Raw genomic sequence first — 23,456 nt, forward strand, 5'->3', positions numbered from 1 at the left:
GCTTAGACACATCCTTGCGATTGCGCCTGAGTGTTTCGTTATTTACAAAATTCCGGTCATGCACGCGATACCATCCCGGATGTGTGAAAGTAGGCATAGCTAGCATTTGCACTAGAGGGTTGGGTAATTTGGCGACGATGTTCCCATTATGCAGCCAGTGATGGAATCGATTCGTAAAGCATTGGGCCAAGCGAATTGATTTGCATCACTGGGCAAAGGCAAGTTTTTGCCCCTACAAGGCAGGCAGCGAATGGGTCGCATGATCTTGCTTAGGTGACTCCCCATCCAAATCGGGTAACAAAATGATAATCGCAGAAGTCGGATGCAACCACAAAGGCGAGATGGAGATCGCACACGAATTGATCAAGATGGCAAGTGTGTTTTGTCAAGTCGATGTGATCAAGTTTCAAAAGCGCACGAACCGTGAGCTATTGTCACCTCAAGAGTACGACCGTCCTCACCCGAATCCCCACAACAGTTACGGGGAAACCTATGGTCAGCATCGTGAATTCCTTGAGTTTAACGTTGATCAGCATCGCCAACTGAAAGAGTGGTGCGAGCAATTTGAGGTCGAATACTCGACATCGGTCTGGGATCTGACCGCGGCAAAGGAGATGGTGCAGCTGTCACCGCACCTGTTAAAGGTTCCTTCGGCTTGTAACGTCGACTTTGAGATGGCTGGGTTCTTGTGCGACTCCTTCTCCGGTGAAATCCATGTTTCGATGGGCATGTCCACCCGCAAGGAGGAGTCGAAGATCGTTGAATTCTACGACAAGAAAGGACGTGGAAAAGATTTGGTGATTTATGCCTGCACCTCGGGTTACCCCGTGCCTTTTGAGGATCTTGGGCTCTATGAAATCAAGCGACTGATCGAAGAGTACGGGACGACCGTCAAAGCCGTCGGATTCTCGGGGCATCACCTCGGCATCGCAGCGGATATCGCAGCGCTTGCACTGGGCGCGACGGTATTTGAGCGACATTTCACGCTGGACCGAACATGGCGAGGAACCGATCATGCCGCAAGTCTCGAGCCGGACGGAATGCGTCGCCTTGCACGAAACCTAAAAAGTGTCGCCAAAGGTTTGACATACAAGTCCGAAGAAATTCTGCCGATTGAAAAGGTTCAACGAGAAAAGCTGAAGAGGAAAGTGAATGGCTAATCCAATCGTTGCACTTATCCCGCTTCGCGGTGGGTCACAGGGAATTCCAGGTAAGAACGTCAAGCCCATCGCAGGCAAGCCGCTCTGTCGATGGTCACTTGAAGCTGCGTGCGAAAGCTCGCTGATTGACCGCGTCTATGTTTCCACGGACAGTGACAAGATTAAAGAAATCGTCAACTCCTTCAAGTTGCCGGTGGAAGTGATCGACCGGCCCGCTGAATACGCGACCAATACGGCATCCACTGAATCCGTGATGATCGATTTCGCAAAAAAAATCGATTTCGAGACGGTTGTTACGATCCAGGCGACATCGCCGTTGACTACCGCTAGCGACTTGGATCGCGCGATTGGGACCCTTCGTTCCGATGGCTACGACAGCATGGTGACGGGGGTTATCGAAAAGCGTTTTGTTTGGAGCCCCGAGGGTAAAGCACTCAACTACGATCCCGTTCATCGTCCGCGCCGCCAGGATTGGAAAGGCACTTTGGTTGAAAACGGCGCGTTTTATATCACGCGTCGCGAAATTCTTGAGCAGTACCAGTGCCGACTCGGCGGTAAAATTGGTGTCTTCGAGATGGAACCGCGGACCGCGTTTGAGATCGATGAACCTGATGATTGGGCGGTTTGCGAATCACTGCTTCGGCGCCGCGCTTTTGAAGGCGATTATTTCGAGGTGCTCCGAGGCATTCGCTTGGTCGTCTGTGATGTCGATGGTACGCTAACCGATGGCGGGATGTATTATGACGCCAACGGCGAAGCAATGAAGAAATTTAATACACGCGACGCGCATGGACTGTCGCTGCTGCGAGAACAAGGGATCGAAGTTGCCATCGTCACCCGAGAAAACTCGTCGGTCGCTGCGGCAAGAGCGAAGAAAATCGGTATCCCCATTCATTTGGGGGTAATGGACAAAAGCAATTTCTTGGCAACGTTATGTGAACAGCACGATGTCAGTCCGTCACAAGTCGCGATGATTGGAGATGATTTTAATGACATCGAAATCATGCAGCGGTCGGCGTTTTCGGCATGTCCGGCAGACGCAGTCAAACAGGTCCGGCAAATTGCGTCTTATGTCGCAACGCTGCCAGGCGGCAGCGGCGCTGTGCGAGAAATTTGTGAAGTTTTGATTGAGAGCCGATGATGAGCCCGCCGGTTCAACCCGCACCGCTAGGAGTGCAATCTACTTCGCAGAATCACCATTCCGCGTCCGTAGCGTCGACCACCGGTCGCTCCGATTTTCGCTCCACAGTTGCATTTCTCTCGGCTGCGGTGCTGCGAAAGTTTGGCAGCGCCGTTTGGATCCCGGTGCTATTAGCGCTTGTTTCGCCTGCCGATTTTTCTCGCTACGGAATGTTGCTGGCGGCGGTCAACCTGCTTGTGCCGCTGTTGAGCCTTGGGATTGTATTCGCCCCGATGCGACTCGCGTTTGATCATCCACAAGGTGCAAAACGCAATTCCTTGTTCCGAACGACGCTTTTCACCACGACGGCGATTGCGGGGACTGGATTAACGCTGACCCTCGCCATCCTGTTGGTCGCTGTCCCCGACGATCCGTTGACGCACGGATCAAGTCTGCTGCGATGTTGCATTGCGTTTCATGTCTTCGCCGCAATTCTGAGCGAATTCGCATTCTCGCTGCTTCGAGTAAAAGGGCAGGCGGTGCGTTTCGCCCTTGCGGCATGCGTGTACGCATTCGCACCCTTTTTCATCTCGTTGCCATTTTTGCTGTGGACCTCGACAGAACCGCTGATCGTTATTTCTGGATCAATGGCCTGTGGTCTGTTCGGCGCATTTCTAATCGCAATGCATGGAGAGATCCGACGCATTCTGTTGGCGGCACCCGAAGCGGGGTTATTGAGCTCATTGCTTCATTACTCTCTGCCCGTGTCGATGCATCTTATCGGGCTTTGGGCAATTAATGCCAGCGGTCGCTGGATTGGAACGATTAGCCAAACCTTGGAAGAGATGGCTTCGTTTACTCTGTTTTCGGCAATTGCATCTCTGTTGATGGGCTTTCCCGTCGCCCTGCTCGAAGCCAGACTACCGAAATACAATTCAGCATTTGGTCGACGCGAGTATTCCCAGGCGATCTCAATTCTTCGCCGCTGTATGGCGCTTGCTCTAGCCGTAATCGTTGTCATCTACCTTATTATCGCCGCGTGCCTTTACGTTGGCGCCGACCGGTTACCGGCTCAGTACATTCCCAGTAAATTGACGCTCGGGTGTTTCTGCCTGTTTAATGTGTTTCACTGCATCTATTTGATCGGCGTGAATATCCTGAGCGGATTGAAGCGAACGTCATTCCTTGCCGCTGCTACGATCGTCGCCGGAAGCGTCACGATCGCGGTGTCCTATTTTGGTTGCCTTTGGTACGGCGAGATCGGGTTGGTCATTGCCATGGTCGCGGGGATGCTTTGCCAAGCAGGATCCGTAAACTTGGTTGCTTATTATTTGGTTTCAAACGCTCCGCAATCTCCCACGTTACCTTTGCAAGCCGTAGACACACCGAGCCAAAGGGCAGTGCCGTTGGATCAAATCGCCTTTCATGCGATCGTCGACGAATGCGAACAAGTGTGCGAAGGACTTGATGTCAAGAACCATCGCCTGCGTTCGTTTGCTGAGTTTATTCTGAGAATGCTTGCATTCGCGTGCAACGCACCCGGACGCGATGGAGGCTCGCCCACCGGTTGTTGCCACTATATCCACGATCCGCGACTGGGCCGTTTTGACACGCCGGGATCGTTCCACGTCTGCACGTCACCTAGGTCGATTCGTTTTACGAAAATTCGGCCGTCCGTTGTCGTGGCAATCGTCCGTCAATATCGCCGGCTCTCGCGCGACATCAAGCCGCAAAGTCCTTTGGATAGTTTGACGCTTCTCGACCTCGCCTGCATCACCTATTTGTCGGAACAATACGGAGTTCGCTCGTTTCATGTTGCAGCACATTTTCAGCCGTATGTCGTGCTGTTAAGCGAACTTCGTCGCAAGCAGCTTATTGACGTTCTTACTGGACACCAACATGGTGCTTGGGAATTACGTCCGCTCGAGAAAATCCAGCGACGTTTGTTCTTCGATCGCTATCATTTGCTCGACACAAGATTTCAGCACGTTTTTGAGAAATACCTCAGTGGCAATCCGAGTGTGCAGATCGAAGCGAGCGATCTTAGTAAATCAATGAGTTGGCAGACACGTGGGACCCCTCACGTCGCACTCGGATTTCAAGGCAAAGACTATCCGCCCAATTGGATGATGTTGGAGATCGTTAGCAAGGTTTGCAAAAAGCTGGAAATCGACCTTATTGTCTATCCACATCCCAAGGAATCCGAGGCCACCTGTAAGAAGGTTGCAGCCATCGCCACGGTGGAGCGTACCCAACGTTACAGCGATTCGTTGGCTTTTGTTTCGGCGTTTTCGACGCTTGGTCTCGAATTCGCGTTAAATGGACGTCCTGCGATTTTCGTGAATATCGATGATCGCCGCATTGTGTTTGACGAAACAGGCCTGGATACATCGTGTGTGCATTTGGACGCACTCGAGTCAACTTTGCTGAAATGTTTGCAGCCGTGAAGCATGGCCCACATACCAACGCTGCTTGCCACCACTGCATATCTGAAATGAGACGCCGAGATATCTAAGATGTATGAAAGCCGAGTCCGGAACGATCAATTTGATCGAAGCAAGAACTTCGAGCGAGGTGCAAGCACCCTCGTATTCATGCTTTGGTATGTTTTAAAATGCTTTGTGTTTCTGTCCCCGCTGCCATGGCCCTCGAATCTTAAAGTTAGATGTCTTCGATTGTTTGGGGCAAAAGTCGGACGCAATGTCTATATCAAACCTCGGGTCAACGTCCACTTTCCCTGGAAGCTAAGAATTGGGGATCACACATGGATTGGCGAAGAAGTTTGCATTATCAACTTTGAGCCGGTTGCGATTGGCAATCACTGCTGTCTATCTCAACGAGCAACCATCTGTGCGGGTAACCACGATTATCGGGATCCGGCAATGAATTACCGAAATGCTCCGATTACCCTTAATGACGGAGTGTGGGTGGGGTGTATGGCTTTCGTGGGGCCGGGATTAACGATTGGGACCGATGCAGTCATTACGGCGGGATCGATTGTCACGAATAACGTCGAGGCATTTTCAGTCATACGAGGTAATCCGGCATGCAAAATTGCGCAGCGTTACCGAGATCAGCCGAAAGAGAAATAGGGAATCGAAGCTTCCCCGTTGAGACGACCGGCACGAGGATGATATGAGCAAAGTGGCAACCCACGACGGATCGAGCCTGCAGCTGCCTACCCCATTGTCAGCCTGTCTGATTTCCGCTGCCATCTTTGGCTTTTTCCATTTGACAAGCCCCTTCGCCTTCGCCCTGGAATACGATTATCAAACTTGGTTTTTCCTGTTTCTAAACATCGTTGCCATTGCCCTTCCGGCGATCCTTTATCGTTTTAGCCGGCACGGAGGCAAGAAGCGATTCCGAATCGAATCGGGGATTCCAGTCGATTCGCGATTCTTGCAACTTGGCGTTTGGGTACTGATCGGGCTAGCCTTGCTCGGGACCATTCTGAAGTGTTACGACCTCTTCGTGGCTCGCGGGTTTTCCGTCACATCAAATGTGAACGAGCTGTACGAACAGAACGCGGAAATCAGCGCGTCAATGGCAGGTCTGGTTGCGTCCTTGCTTTACCCATTGGCATTTCCAACGCTGATCATTTCTTTAGCACTGCACAATTCAGCACGGCAACATGCAAAACGGATGTGGAAAATAGCCGTCGTCCTTTCCATCTTTGCGTGTCTGGTTGCGCCGTTGAACACAATCCTGCTCGGTAAACGTGGAGCGGTGTTTTCCGTCACGATTCTTGCAGCATTGGCTTTCTATTATTCGGGAATTCGACTGCGAAAGAGGACGATACTCGTCGGATCGATGGTGGCGTTTGCCCTCTTTGTCTTTTCCACACGAATGTTTAGCCATCGTCTCGAATTGAAGGGGGCGTCCACGGAGGCTGCCGTGGAAGCGGGCCGTTTCACCGACCTGCTAGAACTGAGCCCCAACTATCGATCCGTTGCCAGACACAGTGCGATGCCCGACTCGTTTCGATCAGCTTTCTACGATTGGTCGGTCATCCACGCGTATGTCGTGCATGCCGTCCCCGAGTACCTGTTTGCCATCGAAAACTTTAATCGCGCCGAATACCAGCATGGCAAATTTACTTTTTCGCTCGTGGCAAAATTTAGCTCCTACTTTAGCGACATCCACTACGATGCGAAGGCAACCGCAGAGGTTCCGCCACGAACCTATATCTACTCAACTCTGTTCGGGCCACTCTTTTTCGACTTTGGGTTTGCCAGCATCTTTGTGACACTTTTGATCGGTGCATCGTTCGTGTTCACATACAATCTTGCCAAGAGAGACGCTGTTCTCGTGCCACTTTACCTGTATCTGTACACAGTGGTGCTCGTCAGTCCGATCATTTGCTTCCTGAACATGTTCTACGGTTTTTATTACCTCACCGCGTCCATTTCAGCAGCCGTGTTTCTAAAGTTTTGTAGTCGTGTGCGTCCTCGACAGCAGCTGAGGCATCAATTGACGTAATGTGATTTGTTCCCGGATTCCTTTGTTTTTCGGCACTGTTTCCAGGGATCAAGCACGTTGTGGCTGTCAACACCGACGCGGGGACGCGTTTCGTGAATTAGGCAGACCACGGGATGGTTCGTATTGCCCCGTTTTCGCTTGGGAGAAGCGACAAAGAACTCAAGAGCGGGTGCGACGCCGCTTGCCCCGGGCGGCGTGACACCCTGTCTCATGCAGAACGTTGTCTATCCTGTGACGCTACCGTCATTGTTTGAGTGTCTGTGGTGACCGCTCGAGTGCAATGGGTGGTAGTCGGTGCGAATGTGAATATAGCGGTACGCCTGTGGGCAAGGCAAGCAAAAAGACACGGTTTTCGCAAAATGATTTGCCCCGAGCTGCCGGCGAATGCACCCGAGACCTGCCCTGCAGTCTGGACGCGGTGGATCGCTGCGCCGCAAAAACTGCACATGGATCAGACGCGGATGGGGCGAACCGTGTGCGTGGCGGAGCCCCCGAGCCCCGTGCTGCTCGAAGACTCCGCGACCCCGCGGCCGTTTGTGCATTCCGTTGCAACGCGATTTTTTTAATGAGGGCTGTTGGGGGCACGCGGCGATCGCGTGCACTATGCCTGCGTGTTGACGCGTGGCGATCACGTGCCGACGAAACTCACGCACGAGTTCCGCTACCAGGGAACACGGACGAAACTTTTGACGAGTTCCGCTACCGGGGAAACGGACGAAACTCTTGACGAGTTCCGCTACCGAATTGCGGCGAAGACGGTTTTAGTTTTGCGCCAGTTTATCGGCGTCGGCGTTTTCGCTGACGTAGGGATTCTCTCGCACTGGCCCCATCTTCTTCGCTTTCGGTTTGACCGACGCGGAATAAGAAATGCAAGGATTGCCGATCGGACCATGCGAGGCGCCTGGAGGAGTCATGAATTCAGACTCCAATCGACCGCGGTAGCTGGTCGGAGCGTTGACCATCGGCGGCGCCGCGAAGGGGCTCATTCCGTAAGGCCGGGCGTAACGGGCACCGTAATAGACGGGGGGATTGGTGGCAAAGTAGGGAGGGGTGCGTAGTGATGTTCCGTAGTAGGAGCCATACGGGCTGTAAAATCCGTAACCACCAAACGGAAAGACACCTCCCGCGTCGGGGTATTGGGCAGAGGCCGATTCGGAAGTGGCGACAATGGCGGCAAGGGCTAAAACGGCAGCTACAACGATACTTTTCATCGAAAACCTCAACTAAACATGATGGGGGCTAGGACTGTCGCGAAAATTCTGCGACTCTCGCGATCTAAAAATGGAGGGCCCCCGTACGACCCTATGCTTGCGCATAATCCCTACGCTAGTCGGGCCGCAGCATCCTTTCAACTGATTCGTTCCGACAATTCGCCAATTCCGCGGTTTCCCCTACCATCGCCACACTCCGAAGAACCGCCGTCCCCGCACCACCGCAGAGTGATTAATCCGTGAAAATCGTTTGCATTATCCATTCTCTTAGTGGCGGTGGCGCCGAGCGGGTGATGGCAGCCCTGGCATCCCAGTTGTCCGCCCGCGAACACGAAGTTGTGCTGGTCACGTTTGATGACGCCCGCACCGACCGGCATGAAGTTGCCGAATCGGTCCGCCGAATTCCGCTGCGGGTGATGCGCGCCAGCCGCGGACGGGTCGATAAAGCGATGAATCTGCATCGCCGGCACAAGGCGATCCGCAACACGATTGCAACGGAAAAACCTGACGTGGTGCTGTCGTTTTGCGATCGCACCAATCTCGACGTGCTGCTGTCGACCATCGGCATGAAGGCACCGATCGTGATCAGCGAACGCAGCGACCCGGCACAGCAGTCACTTGGTTTTTTCTGGGAAACCATGCGGCGACGATCCTACAAGCGAGCCGCGCGGGTGGTCGCACTGACCGACGCAATCGCCACTACGCTCGCGCCGCTTAGCCCACGTCCGATCGCGGTGATCCCCTCGGCGATCACGCCACCACGCTGCCGTGATATCGAACATGAAAATAAGATCATTTTAGGGGTCGGCCGTCTGGCACCCGAAAAAGGCTTCGACCGTTTGATCGAAGCGTTCGCAAAAATCGCGGACGATGCACCCGCTTGGTCACTGAAGATCTTGGGGGAAGGAGCGATGCGCGAGGAATTGCAGCGTCAAGCCGACGAAGCGGGAATCAGCCGACGTTTGTCGATGCCCGGCTGGTTGCGTCCAATCGCACCTGAATATGAAATCGCCACGCTGTTTGTCTTGCCCAGTCGCTACGAAGGATTCCCCTCGGCGCTGCTCGAAGCGATGGCAACCGGATTGCCGTGTATCGCGATGAAGTGCCAAAGTGGTTCGTGCGAGATCGTCACGCACAACGAAAACGGATTGCTGGTGGACGACAGCGTCGATGCACTCGCCGACGCGATGCGATCCTTGATCCAAAACGAATCCGAACGTGTGCGGTTGGGCAACGCGGCCACCGCGGTGATCAAACGTTTTGACTTTACGTCCATGGTCGACGCCTACGAGGAATTGTTGGTGGAAGTCGCCAGCGGTGGCCGAAAGTCGCGAAAACGTTCCGAAGATTTGTAGTAGCGTCCCAGACCAACGCCGTGCAGCATTTCCTGTAGCGGAACTCGTCACGAGTTTCGGGGGGGCATACGTCAACCGAACGAAAGCCGTTGACGACTTCCGCTACGCTAAAACAGGCTGACTTGATAAGAGAAAATGTCTCGCAGCGTTGCGGATCAAAGACGGCTTAGTAGATCGCGTTTTTTCTCTTCAAATTCCTGGTCGCTGATGTAGCCCTTTTCTTTCAACGCCCCAAGTCGCTCGAGCGTGCCGAGAATGCCGTCGTTGCCGGAAGCCTCTTGACGGTTTCCGTTGTCGCTCGGGGACAGGGCTGCCATGTTGTTCGAGGCCGTTTCGCTGGCAGGTGACGCCGCGGCCGGCGCTGCGGGGGCCGGAGTCGGCGGCACTGGAGCCACTCCGTTGCGAGAAACCACGGGCAGACTTGCCAGGTTGACCGTTCCGTACTGGCTAGTGAACGTGATCGAACTGCCGCCTCCTTGCTGCTGTCCAAAGCCACCGATTTGATGATCCAGCGTGTCGTAGACCCAGACGTCGGAGCCTGTTTTTACCGCCAGTCGGCGACTCCACGAGAAATAGGCGTAGCGAATGTTGTTTTGTGCTCCGGTTGCGTTGGGCACTCCGAGTTCCTCTGGCCACCAATTTTGATCGGGATCGGGAACAAATAGACTGTTGTTGCTGCCCATCGCGCCAGACGCTTGTGACTGCGTGTTCCCGCTGCCTTGGCTTTGGCCTCCCTGGCTTTGGCTTTGGAACGATCCTTGAAAAGGCGAGGTTTGATGGTTGGCCAATTCGTTGGCGATGTCGTTGCAGATGTTTTCGACGCGAGATTTCAATTGATAGTTAAACAGATCGCTAACCATCGTCATCCCGCCTCGCATCCACTGGCCGCAACCGCCAAATTCGGGATGATTAAACTGAGCCATCGAGCCGTTGCCATTGTGAATGGCGATCAACATGTGCGTGACGGCGTCCGTAGAGAGTCCGTGACGCTGGCCCAGTCGTTGGACGATTTCGTTCCCCGCAGGTGATAGTTGTGGCATGGTGTCGTGCGATCCTGAATCGGATTTGCCGATTACAAACAAAGGGGATAGAAGAGATGAACCGTTCCGCCACGGTGTGGCGACGCCACCATTTTGTATTTTGACGTTTCACCGCCAGCAGGGGAAGCGTGCGTCGGCGAATTGTTTGTTGCTCGCCATATTCGTTGCACCAAGTGCGTCCGCACAATTTTTCGATCGAAACCGCAAGCGGCGACTCACACAGTCAACAAACAATCAACAAAACGCGGATCCCCAAACGACTTGCCGATCCAAGCAAGTGGCAATTGGATTGGATCGCCATTAGAATGAGACGCACTTGTTCGGCGAGAACAAAACACCTTAAATGCGCAGAAGGCGACGCACTGTGAGTTTCGATACTGGCAATCCACCCCCGCAATCCCCCTACTCGCCACCGCAACGACAGGGTGGGCCCTCTTTTGCCGGCGACGTTCCGCAGGGCAAAAGGCAGTCGGGCTTTGGGATTGCCTCGTTCATCATGTCGATCATGGTCGGCATTGGTGCCTTCACGGTCATTTTAGTGGCCGGGTTTGCCGAGGCCTCCAGCCCCGAAGGCATTAATGAAGAGTCGCCCATTGCGATCATCGTGGGGCTCTGCATTTTCGGAGTCATTGGCCTGAACCTGCTTGGGATCGGTCTGGGCGTCGCCGGACTGTGCCAACCTAACCGCTCGCGAATCTTTGCCATTCTCGGACTCGTCTTTAACGGGCTGGTGATCATGGGCATCATTGGAATCATGGCGATCGGGGTTGCCATGGGCGGCTAGAACGCCGTGCCGCTACCCAAAGTAAGTCGCCTTGGGCTAGCGAGTTCGGGCAGTAATTTGATGAAAATCATGACGCCCCACGCGACGTCGACCTCATTGCTGGATGTTGCAAACGTGAGGACCCTCGGTGCGCGGCGTTAATTACCGACTTCGCTGCCGCTTGGCCCAAGTTCGTCGTGTTTTTGTGGCCTTGTCTTGGTATCCTATAGCTAGCGGAGACAACGACTTAGACTCCGCCGCAACACACTCATCTTGATCGCACGTCGATCCCTTCCAACGCGTAGAGATATTTGTCATGAGCCAAGCGACTCGCGAATTCACCGATTTGCTCCTTAAGAAAGGCATCATTAGCCTCGATCAACTCACCGAAGCCGAGGGGGTGGCTCAGACCACGAAAGCGGATGTGGGCGACGTGTTGGTGCAAATGGAGTATGCGACGCCCGAAGAAGTGGCACTCGCGCTCGCCGAATTCCACAAAATCCCCTTTGTCGACCTTCGCGAAGAACGGATCGCCGAAACGGTGATCGAATTGATCCCCGAATCGGTGGCTCGCGAAAACACCATTTTGCCCTTCAGTATCGACGAGGAAGGGACGCTGCGAATCTTGATCGCCGACCCCTTCGATTTCGCGACGGTAGAAAAACTGCGATTCATCCTGAACCGCAAGATCGAAACCGCTCTGGCCCCTAAATCGGCCATCATCGGAGCGATCAACCAATATTACGGGCAGGTCGAAGGGGAATCTGCTGACTCGATGCTGCAAGAATTCACCGACACGGCGATCGACTTTACCGAAACCAGCGACGATGACGGCGGGGGGGGCGGTGGCGATGAAACCGTCGATGACAATAGTGCCCCCGTCATCCGGTTGGTCAATCTGATGATCCAAGAAGCGGTGCAATTGCGGGCCAGCGATATTCACGTCGAACCGTTCGAACACCGCGTCCGCATCCGTTATCGAATTGACGGCGTATTGGTCGAGCGTGAAAACGTGCCTCGCCGAATGCTATCGGCCGTGATCGCCCGTATCAAAATCTTGTCGAAGATCGACATTTCGGAAAAGCGAAGGCCGACGGACGGGCGGATCAAGATCACGGTGGGTGACAAACAGCTCGATTTGCGGGTCAGTATCATTCCGACCAATCATGGCCAATCGTGCGTGATGCGGCTGTTGGACAAAGACAACATCAAGGTTGGGGTTCGCCAGCTCGGTCTGTCCGAACGCGACTTCCGTAATTTCAACTCGCTGATCCGCCGGCCCAACGGCATTATCCTGGTGACCGGACCGACTGGGTCGGGCAAGACCACCACGCTGTACGCGTCGCTCAATGCACTGAACCGTCCCGACCGCAAAGTAATCACTGCCGAAGACCCGGTCGAATACTACTTGCCCGGGATCAATCAGGTCGAAGTGAAGCACAATATCGGGCTCGATTTTGCTCGCATTATCCGCGCGATGTTGCGTCAGGCTCCCAATATCATCCTGGTCGGTGAGATGCGGGATCACGAGACTGCAGCGACAGGAATCGAGGCTAGTCTTACTGGACACCTGGTTTTCAGTACCCTGCACACGAACGATGCGCCCAGTGCGATATCGCGAATGGTGGACATTGGTGTACCAGGCTATATGGTGGCAAGTAGTGTGATTGCGGTCTTGGCCCAGCGGTTGGTGCGGACGATTTGCCCCCGCTGTAAGGTGCGGTATCAACCGACCGAAAGTGTGCTGGCTGATTCGATGCTGCCACCGGAAATGATCAAGCAGGCCGAGTTCACCAAGGGCAAGGGATGTTCGTTCTGTGGACGCAGTGGATACCGTGGCCGAATTGGTATCTACGAACTGATGTTGGTGAACTCGAAACTGCGTGAATTGATGTTCAAAGGTGCGAGCACTCTGGAACTGCGTAACGCCGCCATAAGAAACGGTATGTCAACACTTTACGCCGATGGCATGCTGAAGGTGATCCGCGGTGTGACGACGTTTGAAGAGGTTAATCGGGTCGCCAAACGGACCGAGCTCGAGGATGTCGCGCTGGCTCACATTACCAAGGAATTGGCATCACTCTGATCAATCCCGATTGCTTGCAAATCGGCTTGTTCGCAAGTCGATTTTGGGCGTTTTGGCGTGAATCTGTGGCGGCGGCGAGAGGCTATGCTCGACAGCTCGATCGCATGCGGTCGAGCCACCCGGTGGAGCTGTTTCCCTTGCCGCTCAAGTAGCGGTAGGTAGACCGCCCTCGCTGCAATCTGCTGGATCGCGTTTTTGATACCGCGTCTGTCAAAACAGGCGAATTCTTTGAATGCGAGCAATAACGTGTGATAATGGAGTCACCGCCGCAATTATTCTTCCTCTTAGCGGCGTCCTTATCGATCGAACTTATTTATTCATTCCCAATGTCAAAGCGGGCTTCGCCGCCATCGCCGTCCGAATCAACGATTTAACTTGATCTCAATCGATTCAATTTGATTACGGCAAGCCGAACCGCTTTTCTACGATTTCGCCCCTTCAAAAAAATTAGACATTCGCTTCATGGCCACGGTGCTCATTGACAAGCTGCTGCAAGCAGCAATCAAGCAAGGTGTCAGCGACATTCACATTGTTGTTGGCCAACCCCCCGTGTTCCGGCTGCATGGACGGATGCGAAAACTTGATACTAAAACGCTCGAGGCAGCGGACGCGGTAGGGTTGATGAAGAGCATCACTCCGGAACGCTGCCAGCGAGAGTTACAAGAGACAGGCAGCGCCGACTTTGGGTTCGCCTTTGGCGACTTGGCACGTTTTCGTGTTTCGGTGTTCAAGCAGCGTGGTTTCATTTCGATGGTACTGCGTCAAATCCCTAACGACAAACTGACTCCCGAACAGCTCGGGCTTCCCGAATCGGTGGTCAAAATGGTCCACCGGCCGCGTGGATTGTTTTTGGTGACCGGTCCGACGGGATCGGGGAAAAGTACGACGTTGGCAAGTTTGATCAACTTGCTAAACGAGACGGTGGACCATCACATCATCACGATCGAAGACCCGATCGAGTTTTACCACGACCATAAAGAGAGCACGATCAACCAACGCGAAGTGGGGGTGGACGTCCCAAGTTTCTCCGAGGCGATTCGGCGTGCGTTGCGGCAAGACCCCGATGTGATCCTGGTCGGCGAGCTTCGCGACTTGGAAACGATCGAAGCAGCGATCAGTGCAGCGGAGACGGGTCACGTTGTATTCGGCACGCTTCACACCAACAGTGCTCAGGGCACGGTCAACCGAATCATTGACGCGTTCCCAGGAAACTTGCAGGACCAAATTCGAACTCAGTTGGCCAGTACGTTGATCGGCGTCGTCGCACAGACGCTGCTACCGAAAATCGGCGGTGGGCGAGTGGCGGCGTACGAGATCTTGGTGGTCACGCCGGGGATCGCGAACCTGATTCGAGAAAACAAAACATTCCGTATTAACAGTGCGATGCAAACCGGAGCGAAATTCGGGATGCAGTTGATGGACGACACGCTGTTTGATTTGTGGCGAGACGAATTGATCACGGTCGAAGACGCCCTCGGCAAATCGCACCGTCCCGATGACCTCGCTAAACGTATTGTTCAATTCCGCCACGGCGAAGGGGATGCACCCATCCCGATCCCGGAAGACGGCGGAGGACACTAGTAGGATAGGCTTCCAGCCTGTCACTGTGGGATAGGCTTCCAGCCTGTCGTCAAACCCAGAAAAGTAACGACCGCCTCCGAACGAAACGCCCGCACGTGTTTCGCGACGGCGTCTGCCTCAATTTTAAATTTCAATCCTTTCAACTTCGAACCACTACCATGGCCGCACGTCGCATCGGACAAATCCTGGTCGACCTCGGGTTTTTGACCGACGAACAACTCGAGGTTGTGCTCGAAGAACAAGAGCAGCAACCGGGAGCACTGTTCGGCAAGATTGCCGAAGACATGCAATTGATTACCGACGAGCAGCTGATCCAAGCGCTCGCCGAGCAGATGTCGATGCAGACGGTCTCGTTGGAGGATGCGGAGATCCCGGTCGAAGTGCGTGACAAGATCACCGAGACGATGGCTCAGTTGTACCGGATTGTGCCGATTCGATTTGACGAGGATTTGAATCGGTTGACCGTTGCCACGTGTGACCCGCAGAACCTGACGATCCAAGACGAATTGCGAACGTTCTTGGGTTACGACATTGCGATGGTGGTGACAACCGAACGCGAAGTCCTGCAGTACATCACGAAGCACTTTGACTCGGAATCCGAGAGTGTCGAGAAGTTGGTCGCCGAGTTGGCGGACGACGAAGAGCTGAAGAAGATGGTTTCCGCGCTGGAAACCGAGAAATTCAATATTACCGATGCCGAAGCGCTTGCGGATTCCGCGCCGGTGCGAAAGCTACTCAACATGGTGTTGTTGTTGGCGATCAAGGATCACGCCAGCGATATTCACTTTGAACCGTTCGAGGACGAGTTCCGAATTCGCATCAAATCCGAAGGCGTGCTCTATGAAATGGTTCCGCCGCCGCGTCACTTGGCGTTTGCGATCACGACGCGGATCAAGGTAATGGCCAGCTTGGACATTGCCGAGCGTCGGATGCCGCAGGACGGGCGGATCGAATTGATGGTCGGGGGCCACCCGGTCGACCTCCGCGTCAGCGTGTTGCCAACGATCTTTGGCGAGAGCGTCGTCATGCGGGTATTGGACCGCAGCGTTGTGAACCTCAGTCTTGAAAACGTCGGGATGGACGCGGTCACGATGAAGGCGTTCCGCAAAGCGATCGATCGCCCCAACGGTATCATCTTGGTCACCGGCCCGACGGGGTCGGGTAAGACGACGACGCTGTATTCGGCGTTGTCCGAGATGAACGACATCAAAGACAAATTGATGACGACCGAGGACCCGATCGAATACGACATCGAAGGAATCATTCAAATTCCGATCGACAATGACGTCGGCGTAACGTTTGCTGGCTGTTTGCGAGCGATTTTGCGGCAGGACCCCGACACGATCCTGGTCGGCGAAGTCCGTGACTTGGAAACCGCCGAGATCGCGATCCAAGCGGCACTGACGGGTCACTTGGTGTTTAGCACGCTGCACACGAATTCGGCTGCCGCGACCGTCACCCGGCTAAAGGACATGGGCATTCAAGCGTTCATGATTTGTGCGACCGTCGAAGCCATTTTGGCTCAGCGATTGGTTCGCCGGATCTGTACCAAGTGCCGCGAAGAAACCAAGGTCAGCAGCAACTTGCTGTTTGATTTGGGCTTGGATCGTGAATCAATCAAAGGCAAGAAGTTCTTCAAAGGGGCTGGCTGCGACAACTGTAACAACACCGGCTACAAAGGCCGGATTGCGATGTTCGAGCTGATGTTGATGAACGATGCGATTCGCGAATTGGTGATGAACAACGCGTCGACCGACGACATTCGCGACTTGGCCCAGAAAGACGGGATGACCACGCTGCGAGAATTCGGCATGGCATTGGTCATGGACGGCATCACCACGCTCGATGAAGTCGTGCGTGAAACGGTCGAAGAGTAAACGATCGGTAGAGTAAACGATCGGTAGAGCGAAGAAAAAAACGACAATGACGCCACCCGTGCGTCCCCGAACGTCTTGGCGATTTCCGCTACGACTTGCAACTTAATTCAAACCTTTCAACCTCCAACATCCATCATGCCTGTTTATCAATTCGAAGCGATGGACGCGACCGGACAAGAGATCCGGGATGAGATCGATGCGGCCAACGAAGAAGAGGCGCAAACCACGATACGCCAGATGGGGTACTTCGTCACGAAGATCTCCGTCAAGAAACAGGCAGCGGCGAAGGCGGCAGGCAAGAAAAAGCGTGGCTCGATCGGCCGCGTCAAAAGCAAGTACATCTGTGCATTCACGCGTCAATTATCGATTCTGCAGGACGCGGGGCTACCGATTTTGCGGTCGCTGAAGATTTTGGAGAACAACGAAAAACCAGGCCGATTGAAATACGCGTTACAGTCCGTGTGCGAAGAGATCGAAGGCGGTTCGACACTTAGCGAAGCGATGGCAAAGTCGCCCAAGGTGTTCAACCGACTGTACGTGAACATGATCAAAGCGGGCGAGGCCGGCGGTGCTTTGGAAACCATTCTGCAGCGGTTGGCGGAGTTCATGGAGCGGGCGGAATCACTCAAAAAGAAGGTCAAAGGGGCACTGATCTATCCTTGCGTGGTTGTCACCGTGGCATGTTTGATTCTGACGTTCATCATGTTGTTCATCGTTCCAACGTTTGAAAAAATGTTCGACGAGTTCGGGTTAACGTTGCCGCTGCCGACATTGTTGTTGATTGCGATGAGTAACTACATCGCACATTACTGGTTCCTATTGATTGCGATGCCGGTTTGTTTCTTGATCTTCGTCAAGCTGGTTCGGAAATTCCGGCACGGGCGGATCGGGTTTGACAATTTCATTTTGAAGGTGCCGGTCTTTGGCGGGCTGATCGAAAAGAACATTCTTGCCCGGACGACGCGAACGCTGGGGACTTTGATCAGCAGCGGGGTGCCGATTTTGGAAGCGATCAACATCACGCGTGAGACCGCCGGTAACGCGGTTTTTGAACGGATCTTTACCAAGACCAATGAACAGATCCGCGAAGGTGAAGTGATCAGCAAGCCGCTTGCCGAACATAGCGAACCGGGGTTCCACCCGATGGCGCTGTTTTTCTGGGCGCTATTTGGCATGTTCCCTGGCGTGATGGTGTTGTCGGTCGCGATAACCGCACGCGGCAGCAAGATTGACGAAGCCGGCATGGTCGGCGCTCTGATGATGATGTCGACTTACATGATCATCGGCGGCGGCGTGTTATCGGGACTGTGGTACGCCACCAAGATCAAATCAAAAGTCATCAGCGACTTGGTCGTCAACATGGTCGACGTCGGCGAAGAGACAGGCGAGCTTGATACGATGCTTTACAAGGTCGCCGACACGTACGACGAAGAAGTGCGAACGTTGACCGACAGTTTAACCGCGTTGATGGAGCCGATCATGATCGTGTTCCTCGGCTGTGCGGTCGGATTTATCGTGATCAGTTTGTTCATGCCGCTAGTCGAATTGATTACCGGATTGAGCTAGTTGCCGCTGGCACCTCGCATCGACTCGCGGGTCATCCGGCCCGCCAGTCGAAATACCGAGACCAACTTTCAACGAACCACCAACACCAGACTCCCTACCCAAACCACTACTCTCTATTCTCTTTTGAAACGTCATGAGCAGTCACAACAATCCGGTCAAAGCGGCGCGTCACGGCTTCACGCTGGTCGAGATCTTGGTGGTCATCACGATCATCGGCATCCTGACCGCGATCGCCATCCCGGCGATCAATAACGCGGTGGGTACGGCCCGCGACACCGCGATCAAAATGGAACTAGGAACGATTGCAGACTTGGTGCAGCGTTACAGTGAGGAGTATCATGACTATCCGCCTGATTTTTCGGACTGGGACGTTGTCGAACGTCACTTTCGAAAAGCATTTCCACGGATCAACGATAACGAGCTGCGGATCTTGGCACAGTTCACGCACGTGACATCCTCCGGCGCGCGATGTAACACTGGTGGCGGCCCGACAGATCCTCGGACCAACACTAGCTATTCACACTACCCCCACGCGATCGATCGTGCCGAAGCCTTGGTTTTCTGCTTGGGTGGATTCAGCAAGGATATCCAGCGTCCTTTCACCGGCGTCGGCGGACCACTGGTTCTTGCAACCGGCGGCACTGACCCTTACGTCACCGGCACGGCCACCAACAGCGACTTTTTGCAGTACCAATACAACACCGACCGTGATGGCGGAACGTTGGACATGGTGCGGCTTTCGGTCACGGTGTCCGGTGGCAATGCGACCTCGTCCGACGATGGAAGCAATGCGTTAGGCTTCTTTGCTCTAGCGGATCCGTTCCCGGTTTACACTCCCAAAAACTCGTCGGTTCCGTTTGCTTACTTTGACTCGCGAACGTATGACACCGCGTTTGGAACGGTGTACACATCCGGCGCACCGGTCTGGTACGCGTCTCAACCTGTCGCGTCGATTAATTGTTACTGTCCTGCCGCGGGCGGTGCAACGCTTGCGGATGTGGGCGCAGCGCGACCGATGGCCAGCACCACGATCGATACGACTCCACCGACCACGATCCAAGGCAGCACTGTTGCAGGGACTGTGTTGGAATTCGCCAACAAGAATACCTTTCAGCTTATCTCCGGTGGACGCGACGGCAACTACGGCGGCACGATGTCAGGCACCGGTGTGGGGTCTGCGGCACATGGGATTTCGGTATTCCCTCTTGGCATTTATTACAACCCTTTCTTTACACACAGTTCTGCTAACACCACGATCGGTGCCACCGCATCCTCGATCGGCAAATATCAAGACGACGATGTCATGACATCCGAGTACGGTGTCAGTTCGCGGATCTTTGGAGTGAACGCCCAACTGGACAACAACACCAACTTCTGCGACAGCAGTATCCTTGGCAACGAATTGCCATAGTGTTTTTGTGCCGCTGAGCGTGGCAGCCAAGTAAGGAAAACACAGTTGCAGTCGCATCGCCGATGCGAGCGACCTGCCTGACGGTTCTTTCGCTGAGCGAAAGATTACCCGACTTAACGCATGACGCGTCTTATCCTAGAAAACAATTGAGCGATCCAAAATGACGTTCTGCGTGAACGAACAAGCATCGCGGTTAGAACCGAAGCCGCGTCCATCGACTCGACGCGGCTTTACGCTCGTCGAGATCCTGGTGGTCATTGTGATTCTCGGTGTCATGGGAGGCATGGTGGTGACGGCCGTTAATGGTGTCACCCGCAGCGCCCGACATGCACGAACCAAGATGATCATCTCGGCCGTGGACGGAGTGATTCAAGAGCAGTACGACTCGTACAAATATCGTCCGTTTCCGATCGTACTGCCGAACTTTTCACGCACCACGACGGGGACTCCCCCCGTGACGCTCAATTACGAAGTTCTGGCCTATGAAGCGGCACGCGTTCGATTGATCATGACTCGTGATTCGCAGCGAATGGAACTTCCCGACAAAAAGCTCGACGTCGTGACAGCAGGGGGAACGATTCAAGGGCCGATCGGGATCACCGCGGTCGCTAATCAAATTGCCGAAAATTCAGATGGCAAGGTGCTGCGTTATTTCAACGACGCCAGCAATCCACGATGGCAGTTTCCAGTGACTTGGTCACCGGCGCGAAAGGTAAAGACCTATTATGATCGCTATCAAGCAAACGTTTCAGCCGGCAATACTTGGACGGCTCAAAATGAAGGGGCCGAATGTTTGTACTTGATCATGGCGACTTCGTTTGTCGCGGGTTCGCCTGCGATCGATTCGATTCCGAACTCGAACATCGGCGACACCGATGGGGACGGGATGCTCGAAATTCTTGACGGCTGGGGACAACCGCTTTTGTTCGTTCGTTGGCCCGCCAATTACACCGATCCGACCGCAGGGGTGCAAACCACGATCCCCGATGAATTTGATCCGTTTCGTTCGGACTTTGGTTACACCGTCGCCGGCGAAACAGCTCCCTATTCGCTTCGCCCGTTGATTGTATCGGCGGGAAGCGACGGACTGTTCGGCATCGCAACCAGCGCGCTTGTCGACTACACGACCCAGTCGTGGCCGCTGACGGATATGGATACCGGCAGCAACACCGCAGTGGGCAATGAAAACAAAGGCCGGACGGGCACTTACAGCTTTCCTGACCCGTATGTGCGTAAAGCGGCGATCACGCCCCTTCCTGGGACAATCACCAACGCTACTGACGCGAACGACAACGTGACCAACTTTGCACTGCAGGAGTCACAATAGTGTTTCAACAACGCACACGACGATCGATCGACCAGCCAACGGCCTTTACATTGGTCGAGTTACTGGTGGTGTTATTCATCCTGCTGATGCTTGCGACTATCGCGTTGCCGACCGTCAAACGTTTGTTGTCGGACCAAAAGGCATCGCGAGCGGCGCGAAACGCAGCGCTCTTTATTGATGCAGCACGCAATCGAGCCATCGCGGAGAACCGATATGTTGGTGTTCGACTTGAGCGTCTTGGCACGAATCCGTATGGACAAGCCGCCTCGATTCGATTGCGACAATTGGTGGGCATCCCTCCTTACACAGGGGATTCGACCGACGCGGTCGCGACATTGCAGGGAACGCCGATTACTACCGCGGTTTTTCAAGCCAATGATTGCCCGCTACTAGCACTGAGTTCACGACTTCTGAACAACGAGTCGGGATCAGGCGTGCCGGACACATCCGACGACCATCTTGCTCCCATTCGCGTGGGCGATTTATTGGAATTGCCTGGTGGCCGTTCCACGCCGATTACCGCGATTACCGATAATTTCGGGGTTACGGATCCCGCACCTCCGACCGAGGTGACCGTAACCTTTGATTTAAACGAGCCCAACGCCAGCGGCAACGACACGTTTCCCGGCACGGTGCGTGATCCGCGGATCACGACGGGCGATCCCGTCAAGTTTCGAATTCACCGTCGTCCGGTTCCCTCTTCGAGCACCACCTTGTCGCTACCACGTGGGGTAGCCATTGATCTGAATTATTCCGGGATCGGAGTCGCAGGCAACCAATTTTCGCCCGATACCGCGGGCGGATTCACCGCAGGTGACGTCGACGTTGTTTTCGATCCTAACGGCAGCGTGATCAGCACGACCACGAACGTTTCCACCGGAGCGATGGGGTTTCCTGTTGGCAAGATTTACTTGTGTTTAGGGGATAGCTCGGGAGTGATGGCGGCTGGTGACAATTTGTTTCAAAACAGCGGCCGTACGGTGGCGAACATTCGCAGTCTCGATTCGATTTGGATTGTGATCAATCCCGCCAGCGGACAGGTGGTTGTCGCACCGTTTGCCACGGCGAGCACGGCACCGACCGCACCCGCCGATCCTCGTGACGCATCATGGGGGCCCGCGTTAACGCAGGCTCGATCGCTTGCCAACGCATCCGCCACATTGGATTCCGAACCATGATTCAAATGATTAAATACTCTCATCGTTTAGGCGTTACGCTTGTCGAGGTCATCTTCTCGATTGGTGTGATCCTGATTGGACTTTTGGGCTTGTTGTCCATTTTGCCATTGGCTGGTCATCGATCTCAGGATGCGATCAGCCTGAATGTGGGTGCTGCCATGGGCGATTCGGTTGCCAATGAGGTACTAGCGCGTGATTGGATTAAAGAAACCAGCCTCGTTGATCTTGATACCGAAGTTGGGATTGAACGCAGTTTATCCACCGGGGGTGGATCAACGGCGACGCTGATTCCTCCGTTTTGCATCGACCCGATGCTGGCGGCTTCGCCACCGACGATGACGGTGTCCGATACCTCGTACGACAGCGACTTCTTTCCCTTCTATATTTCTGCTCACGATCCGCTGATGGACCCGTCCGATGCAACCGCCGACGATTCGGCAGGATTCGCTGGTCAACCACGCATGTTGAGAGTGCGGTTGAGTGACATTGCATTAACCGGATCAGGCATCCCCTTGAACGCGGCCCAACGGCTTGAAGCGGCCCGCACGATCGTGGAAAGCGTTGATGATTTGCAGGAGCTTCGCCCAGGCGATCGATCCATGCCTGCGACCGTTAGCGGCTATCGAGCCACGGGCGACGCAACGGGGTCTAGCTTCGGCAAAACACTCGCATCGGGTGAGTTCTCATGGATCATCACCGTCGATCCGTTTCCAGGGGATGAGCGGGCATCAATGTCGGTAGTCATTCTGCGGAATCGTGAGCGAATGTCCGCGTTCCAAGTTGCCTCGCCCGATTCTCCTCGCGAAAATGCGATTTCCGAGCGAGTCGCATTGGTCACCAACCCAGTGGGTTTTAATGGAGGGGCGGGTGGTTCAGTCACGCTGCTCTCTGCTGGCAACACGTTATCCGACTTGCGGTCGGGCGACTGGATCATGCTTTCTCGGAGTACGACCCCGACCACTGAGTTCTCGCGAGCCCAGTCAGCCGTCCATCGCTGGTACCGGGTTGCCGCGGTGACGAGTGAAGCATCGATGTTGACGCCGACTGACGATGACGAAATCACCCTTTCCGACGGCATCATCGTGAACGTTCCTGCGACCGGATCGGGGAATCGCACGTCGACCACGGTTTGGGAAAAAACAGTGGTTCTCGATGGTCCGGATTGGCAGTTTTCATCCGTGGTACCAGGCGGAGCATCCACTAATTCGTTGACCTATGCGACGTTGATGGAAGGTGTGGTTTCGGTCACAGAACGCACCGTTTCAATTTCTAGTTTCTAGTCCAATACGATTTCAACGACGT

At 54.3% G+C, this 23,456-nt stretch carries 17 protein-coding genes; 15 read left to right on the forward strand and 2 right to left on the reverse strand.

All coding sequences use genetic code 11. The features are described from left to right. Positions 1 to 302: 302 nt before the first annotated feature. The 5 genes from ABD971_RS16140 (at position 303) to ABD971_RS16155 (ending at position 6,759) form a co-directional block, all read left to right on the forward strand. On the forward strand, positions 303 to 1,160 hold the full coding sequence (locus tag ABD971_RS16140; RefSeq protein WP_339942764.1) for an N-acetylneuraminate synthase family protein: 858 nt from the start codon (positions 303 to 305) through the stop codon (positions 1,158 to 1,160). Then, on the forward strand, positions 1,153 to 2,301 hold the full coding sequence (locus ABD971_RS16145; protein ID WP_339942762.1) for an HAD-IIIA family hydrolase: 1,149 nt from the start codon (positions 1,153 to 1,155) through the stop codon (positions 2,299 to 2,301). Before ABD971_RS16140 ends, ABD971_RS16145 begins: the two co-directional genes overlap by 8 nt. Then, positions 2,301 to 4,727 carry a lipopolysaccharide biosynthesis protein gene (locus ABD971_RS16150; RefSeq protein WP_345323705.1) on the forward strand — a complete coding sequence of 809 codons (2,427 nt, stop codon included), beginning with the start codon at positions 2,301 to 2,303 and terminating at the stop codon, positions 4,725 to 4,727. The genes ABD971_RS16145 and ABD971_RS16150 overlap by 1 nt, the downstream gene beginning before the upstream one ends. A 69-nt stretch (positions 4,728 to 4,796) precedes the next feature. Further along, complete coding sequence (locus ABD971_RS36080) at positions 4,797 to 5,372, forward strand: WcaF family extracellular polysaccharide biosynthesis acetyltransferase (protein WP_425571322.1); 576 nt, start codon at positions 4,797 to 4,799, stop codon at positions 5,370 to 5,372. A 43-nt stretch (positions 5,373 to 5,415) separates the two neighbouring features. Beyond that, positions 5,416 to 6,759 carry a hypothetical protein gene (locus ABD971_RS16155; RefSeq protein WP_339942758.1) on the forward strand — a complete coding sequence of 448 codons (1,344 nt, stop codon included), beginning with the start codon at positions 5,416 to 5,418 and terminating at the stop codon, positions 6,757 to 6,759. Positions 6,760 to 7,520: 761 nt separating this feature from the next. On the opposite strand, the gene ABD971_RS16160 is transcribed toward ABD971_RS16155, so the two are convergent. Then, complete coding sequence (locus ABD971_RS16160; RefSeq protein ID WP_339942756.1) at positions 7,521 to 7,970, reverse strand: hypothetical protein; 450 nt, start codon at positions 7,968 to 7,970, stop codon at positions 7,521 to 7,523. A 239-nt stretch (positions 7,971 to 8,209) separates the two neighbouring features. Here ABD971_RS16160 and ABD971_RS16165 point away from each other — a divergent pair, with 239 nt between their 5' ends. Then, on the forward strand, positions 8,210 to 9,325 hold the full coding sequence (locus tag ABD971_RS16165) for a glycosyltransferase family 4 protein (RefSeq protein ID WP_345323707.1): 1,116 nt from the start codon (positions 8,210 to 8,212) through the stop codon (positions 9,323 to 9,325). Positions 9,326 to 9,480: 155 nt separating this feature from the next. On the opposite strand, the gene ABD971_RS16170 is transcribed toward ABD971_RS16165, so the two are convergent. Then, on the reverse strand, positions 9,481 to 10,365 hold the full coding sequence (locus ABD971_RS16170; RefSeq protein ID WP_345323709.1) for an SHOCT domain-containing protein: 885 nt from the start codon (positions 10,363 to 10,365) through the stop codon (positions 9,481 to 9,483). Positions 10,366 to 10,861: 496 nt separating this feature from the next. Between ABD971_RS16170 and ABD971_RS16175 the strand changes: the two genes are divergently transcribed. The 9 genes from ABD971_RS16175 (at position 10,862) to ABD971_RS16215 (ending at position 23,434) form a co-directional block, all read left to right on the forward strand. Next, positions 10,862 to 11,149: a hypothetical protein gene (locus ABD971_RS16175; RefSeq protein WP_339942750.1), complete on the forward strand. Its 288-nt coding sequence runs from the start codon at positions 10,862 to 10,864 to the stop codon at positions 11,147 to 11,149. A 295-nt stretch (positions 11,150 to 11,444) separates the two neighbouring features. Beyond that, positions 11,445 to 13,214, forward strand: a complete 1,770-nt coding sequence (locus tag ABD971_RS16180) for a GspE/PulE family protein (protein ID WP_339942749.1) — start codon at positions 11,445 to 11,447, stop codon at positions 13,212 to 13,214. A 462-nt stretch (positions 13,215 to 13,676) separates the two neighbouring features. After that, positions 13,677 to 14,795 (forward strand): type IV pilus twitching motility protein PilT, encoded by a 1,119-nt coding sequence (locus ABD971_RS16185; RefSeq protein WP_339942748.1) that lies wholly within the window; start codon positions 13,677 to 13,679, stop codon positions 14,793 to 14,795. Positions 14,796 to 14,953: 158 nt separating this feature from the next. Beyond that, positions 14,954 to 16,672, forward strand: a complete 1,719-nt coding sequence (locus ABD971_RS16190) for a GspE/PulE family protein (RefSeq protein ID WP_339942747.1) — start codon at positions 14,954 to 14,956, stop codon at positions 16,670 to 16,672. Between the two features lie 135 nt (positions 16,673 to 16,807). Then, positions 16,808 to 18,238 (forward strand): type II secretion system F family protein, encoded by a 1,431-nt coding sequence (locus ABD971_RS16195; RefSeq protein WP_339942746.1) that lies wholly within the window; start codon positions 16,808 to 16,810, stop codon positions 18,236 to 18,238. A gap of 133 nt (positions 18,239 to 18,371) precedes the next feature. Continuing rightward, complete coding sequence (locus ABD971_RS16200; protein WP_345323713.1) at positions 18,372 to 19,649, forward strand: type II secretion system protein; 1,278 nt, start codon at positions 18,372 to 18,374, stop codon at positions 19,647 to 19,649. 160 nt (positions 19,650 to 19,809) lie between these two features. Beyond that, positions 19,810 to 20,976, forward strand: a complete 1,167-nt coding sequence (locus ABD971_RS16205) for a type II secretion system protein (protein WP_345323715.1) — start codon at positions 19,810 to 19,812, stop codon at positions 20,974 to 20,976. Next, on the forward strand, positions 20,976 to 22,154 hold the full coding sequence (locus ABD971_RS16210) for a pilus assembly FimT family protein (protein ID WP_345323717.1): 1,179 nt from the start codon (positions 20,976 to 20,978) through the stop codon (positions 22,152 to 22,154). The genes ABD971_RS16205 and ABD971_RS16210 overlap by 1 nt, the downstream gene beginning before the upstream one ends. Next, the gene (locus ABD971_RS16215; RefSeq protein ID WP_345323718.1) at positions 22,151 to 23,434 is read left to right on the forward strand and encodes a hypothetical protein; all 1,284 of its coding nucleotides are present in this window, start codon (positions 22,151 to 22,153) and stop codon (positions 23,432 to 23,434) included. Before ABD971_RS16210 ends, ABD971_RS16215 begins: the two co-directional genes overlap by 4 nt. The last annotated feature ends 22 nt before the right edge of the window (positions 23,435 to 23,456 follow it).

This window comes from Novipirellula rosea, assembly GCF_039541335.1.
GTDB lineage: Bacteria > Planctomycetota > Planctomycetia > Pirellulales > Pirellulaceae > Novipirellula > Novipirellula rosea.

What these genes read in the sequence shown, in the direction of transcription:
- ABD971_RS16140 (WP_339942764.1), top strand. Translation starts at nt 303, where the DNA reads ATGATAATCGCAGAAGTCGGATGCAACCACAAAGGCGAGATGGAGATC.
- ABD971_RS16145 (WP_339942762.1), top strand. Translation starts at nt 1,153, where the DNA reads ATGGCTAATCCAATCGTTGCACTTATCCCGCTTCGCGGTGGGTCACAG.
- ABD971_RS16150 (WP_345323705.1), top strand. Translation starts at nt 2,301, where the DNA reads ATGAGCCCGCCGGTTCAACCCGCACCGCTAGGAGTGCAATCTACTTCG.
- ABD971_RS36080 (WP_425571322.1), top strand. Translation starts at nt 4,797, where the DNA reads ATGTATGAAAGCCGAGTCCGGAACGATCAATTTGATCGAAGCAAGAAC.
- ABD971_RS16155 (WP_339942758.1), top strand. Translation starts at nt 5,416, where the DNA reads ATGAGCAAAGTGGCAACCCACGACGGATCGAGCCTGCAGCTGCCTACC.
- ABD971_RS16160 (WP_339942756.1), bottom strand. Translation starts at nt 7,970, where the DNA reads ATGAAAAGTATCGTTGTAGCTGCCGTTTTAGCCCTTGCCGCCATTGTC.
- ABD971_RS16170 (WP_345323709.1), bottom strand. Translation starts at nt 10,365, where the DNA reads ATGCCACAACTATCACCTGCGGGGAACGAAATCGTCCAACGACTGGGC.
- ABD971_RS16175 (WP_339942750.1), top strand. Translation starts at nt 10,862, where the DNA reads ATGTCGATCATGGTCGGCATTGGTGCCTTCACGGTCATTTTAGTGGCC.
- ABD971_RS16180 (WP_339942749.1), top strand. Translation starts at nt 11,445, where the DNA reads ATGAGCCAAGCGACTCGCGAATTCACCGATTTGCTCCTTAAGAAAGGC.
- ABD971_RS16185 (WP_339942748.1), top strand. Translation starts at nt 13,677, where the DNA reads ATGGCCACGGTGCTCATTGACAAGCTGCTGCAAGCAGCAATCAAGCAA.
- ABD971_RS16190 (WP_339942747.1), top strand. Translation starts at nt 14,954, where the DNA reads ATGGCCGCACGTCGCATCGGACAAATCCTGGTCGACCTCGGGTTTTTG.
- ABD971_RS16195 (WP_339942746.1), top strand. Translation starts at nt 16,808, where the DNA reads ATGCCTGTTTATCAATTCGAAGCGATGGACGCGACCGGACAAGAGATC.
- ABD971_RS16200 (WP_345323713.1), top strand. Translation starts at nt 18,372, where the DNA reads ATGAGCAGTCACAACAATCCGGTCAAAGCGGCGCGTCACGGCTTCACG.
- ABD971_RS16205 (WP_345323715.1), top strand. Translation starts at nt 19,810, where the DNA reads ATGACGTTCTGCGTGAACGAACAAGCATCGCGGTTAGAACCGAAGCCG.
- ABD971_RS16215 (WP_345323718.1), top strand. Translation starts at nt 22,151, where the DNA reads ATGATTCAAATGATTAAATACTCTCATCGTTTAGGCGTTACGCTTGTC.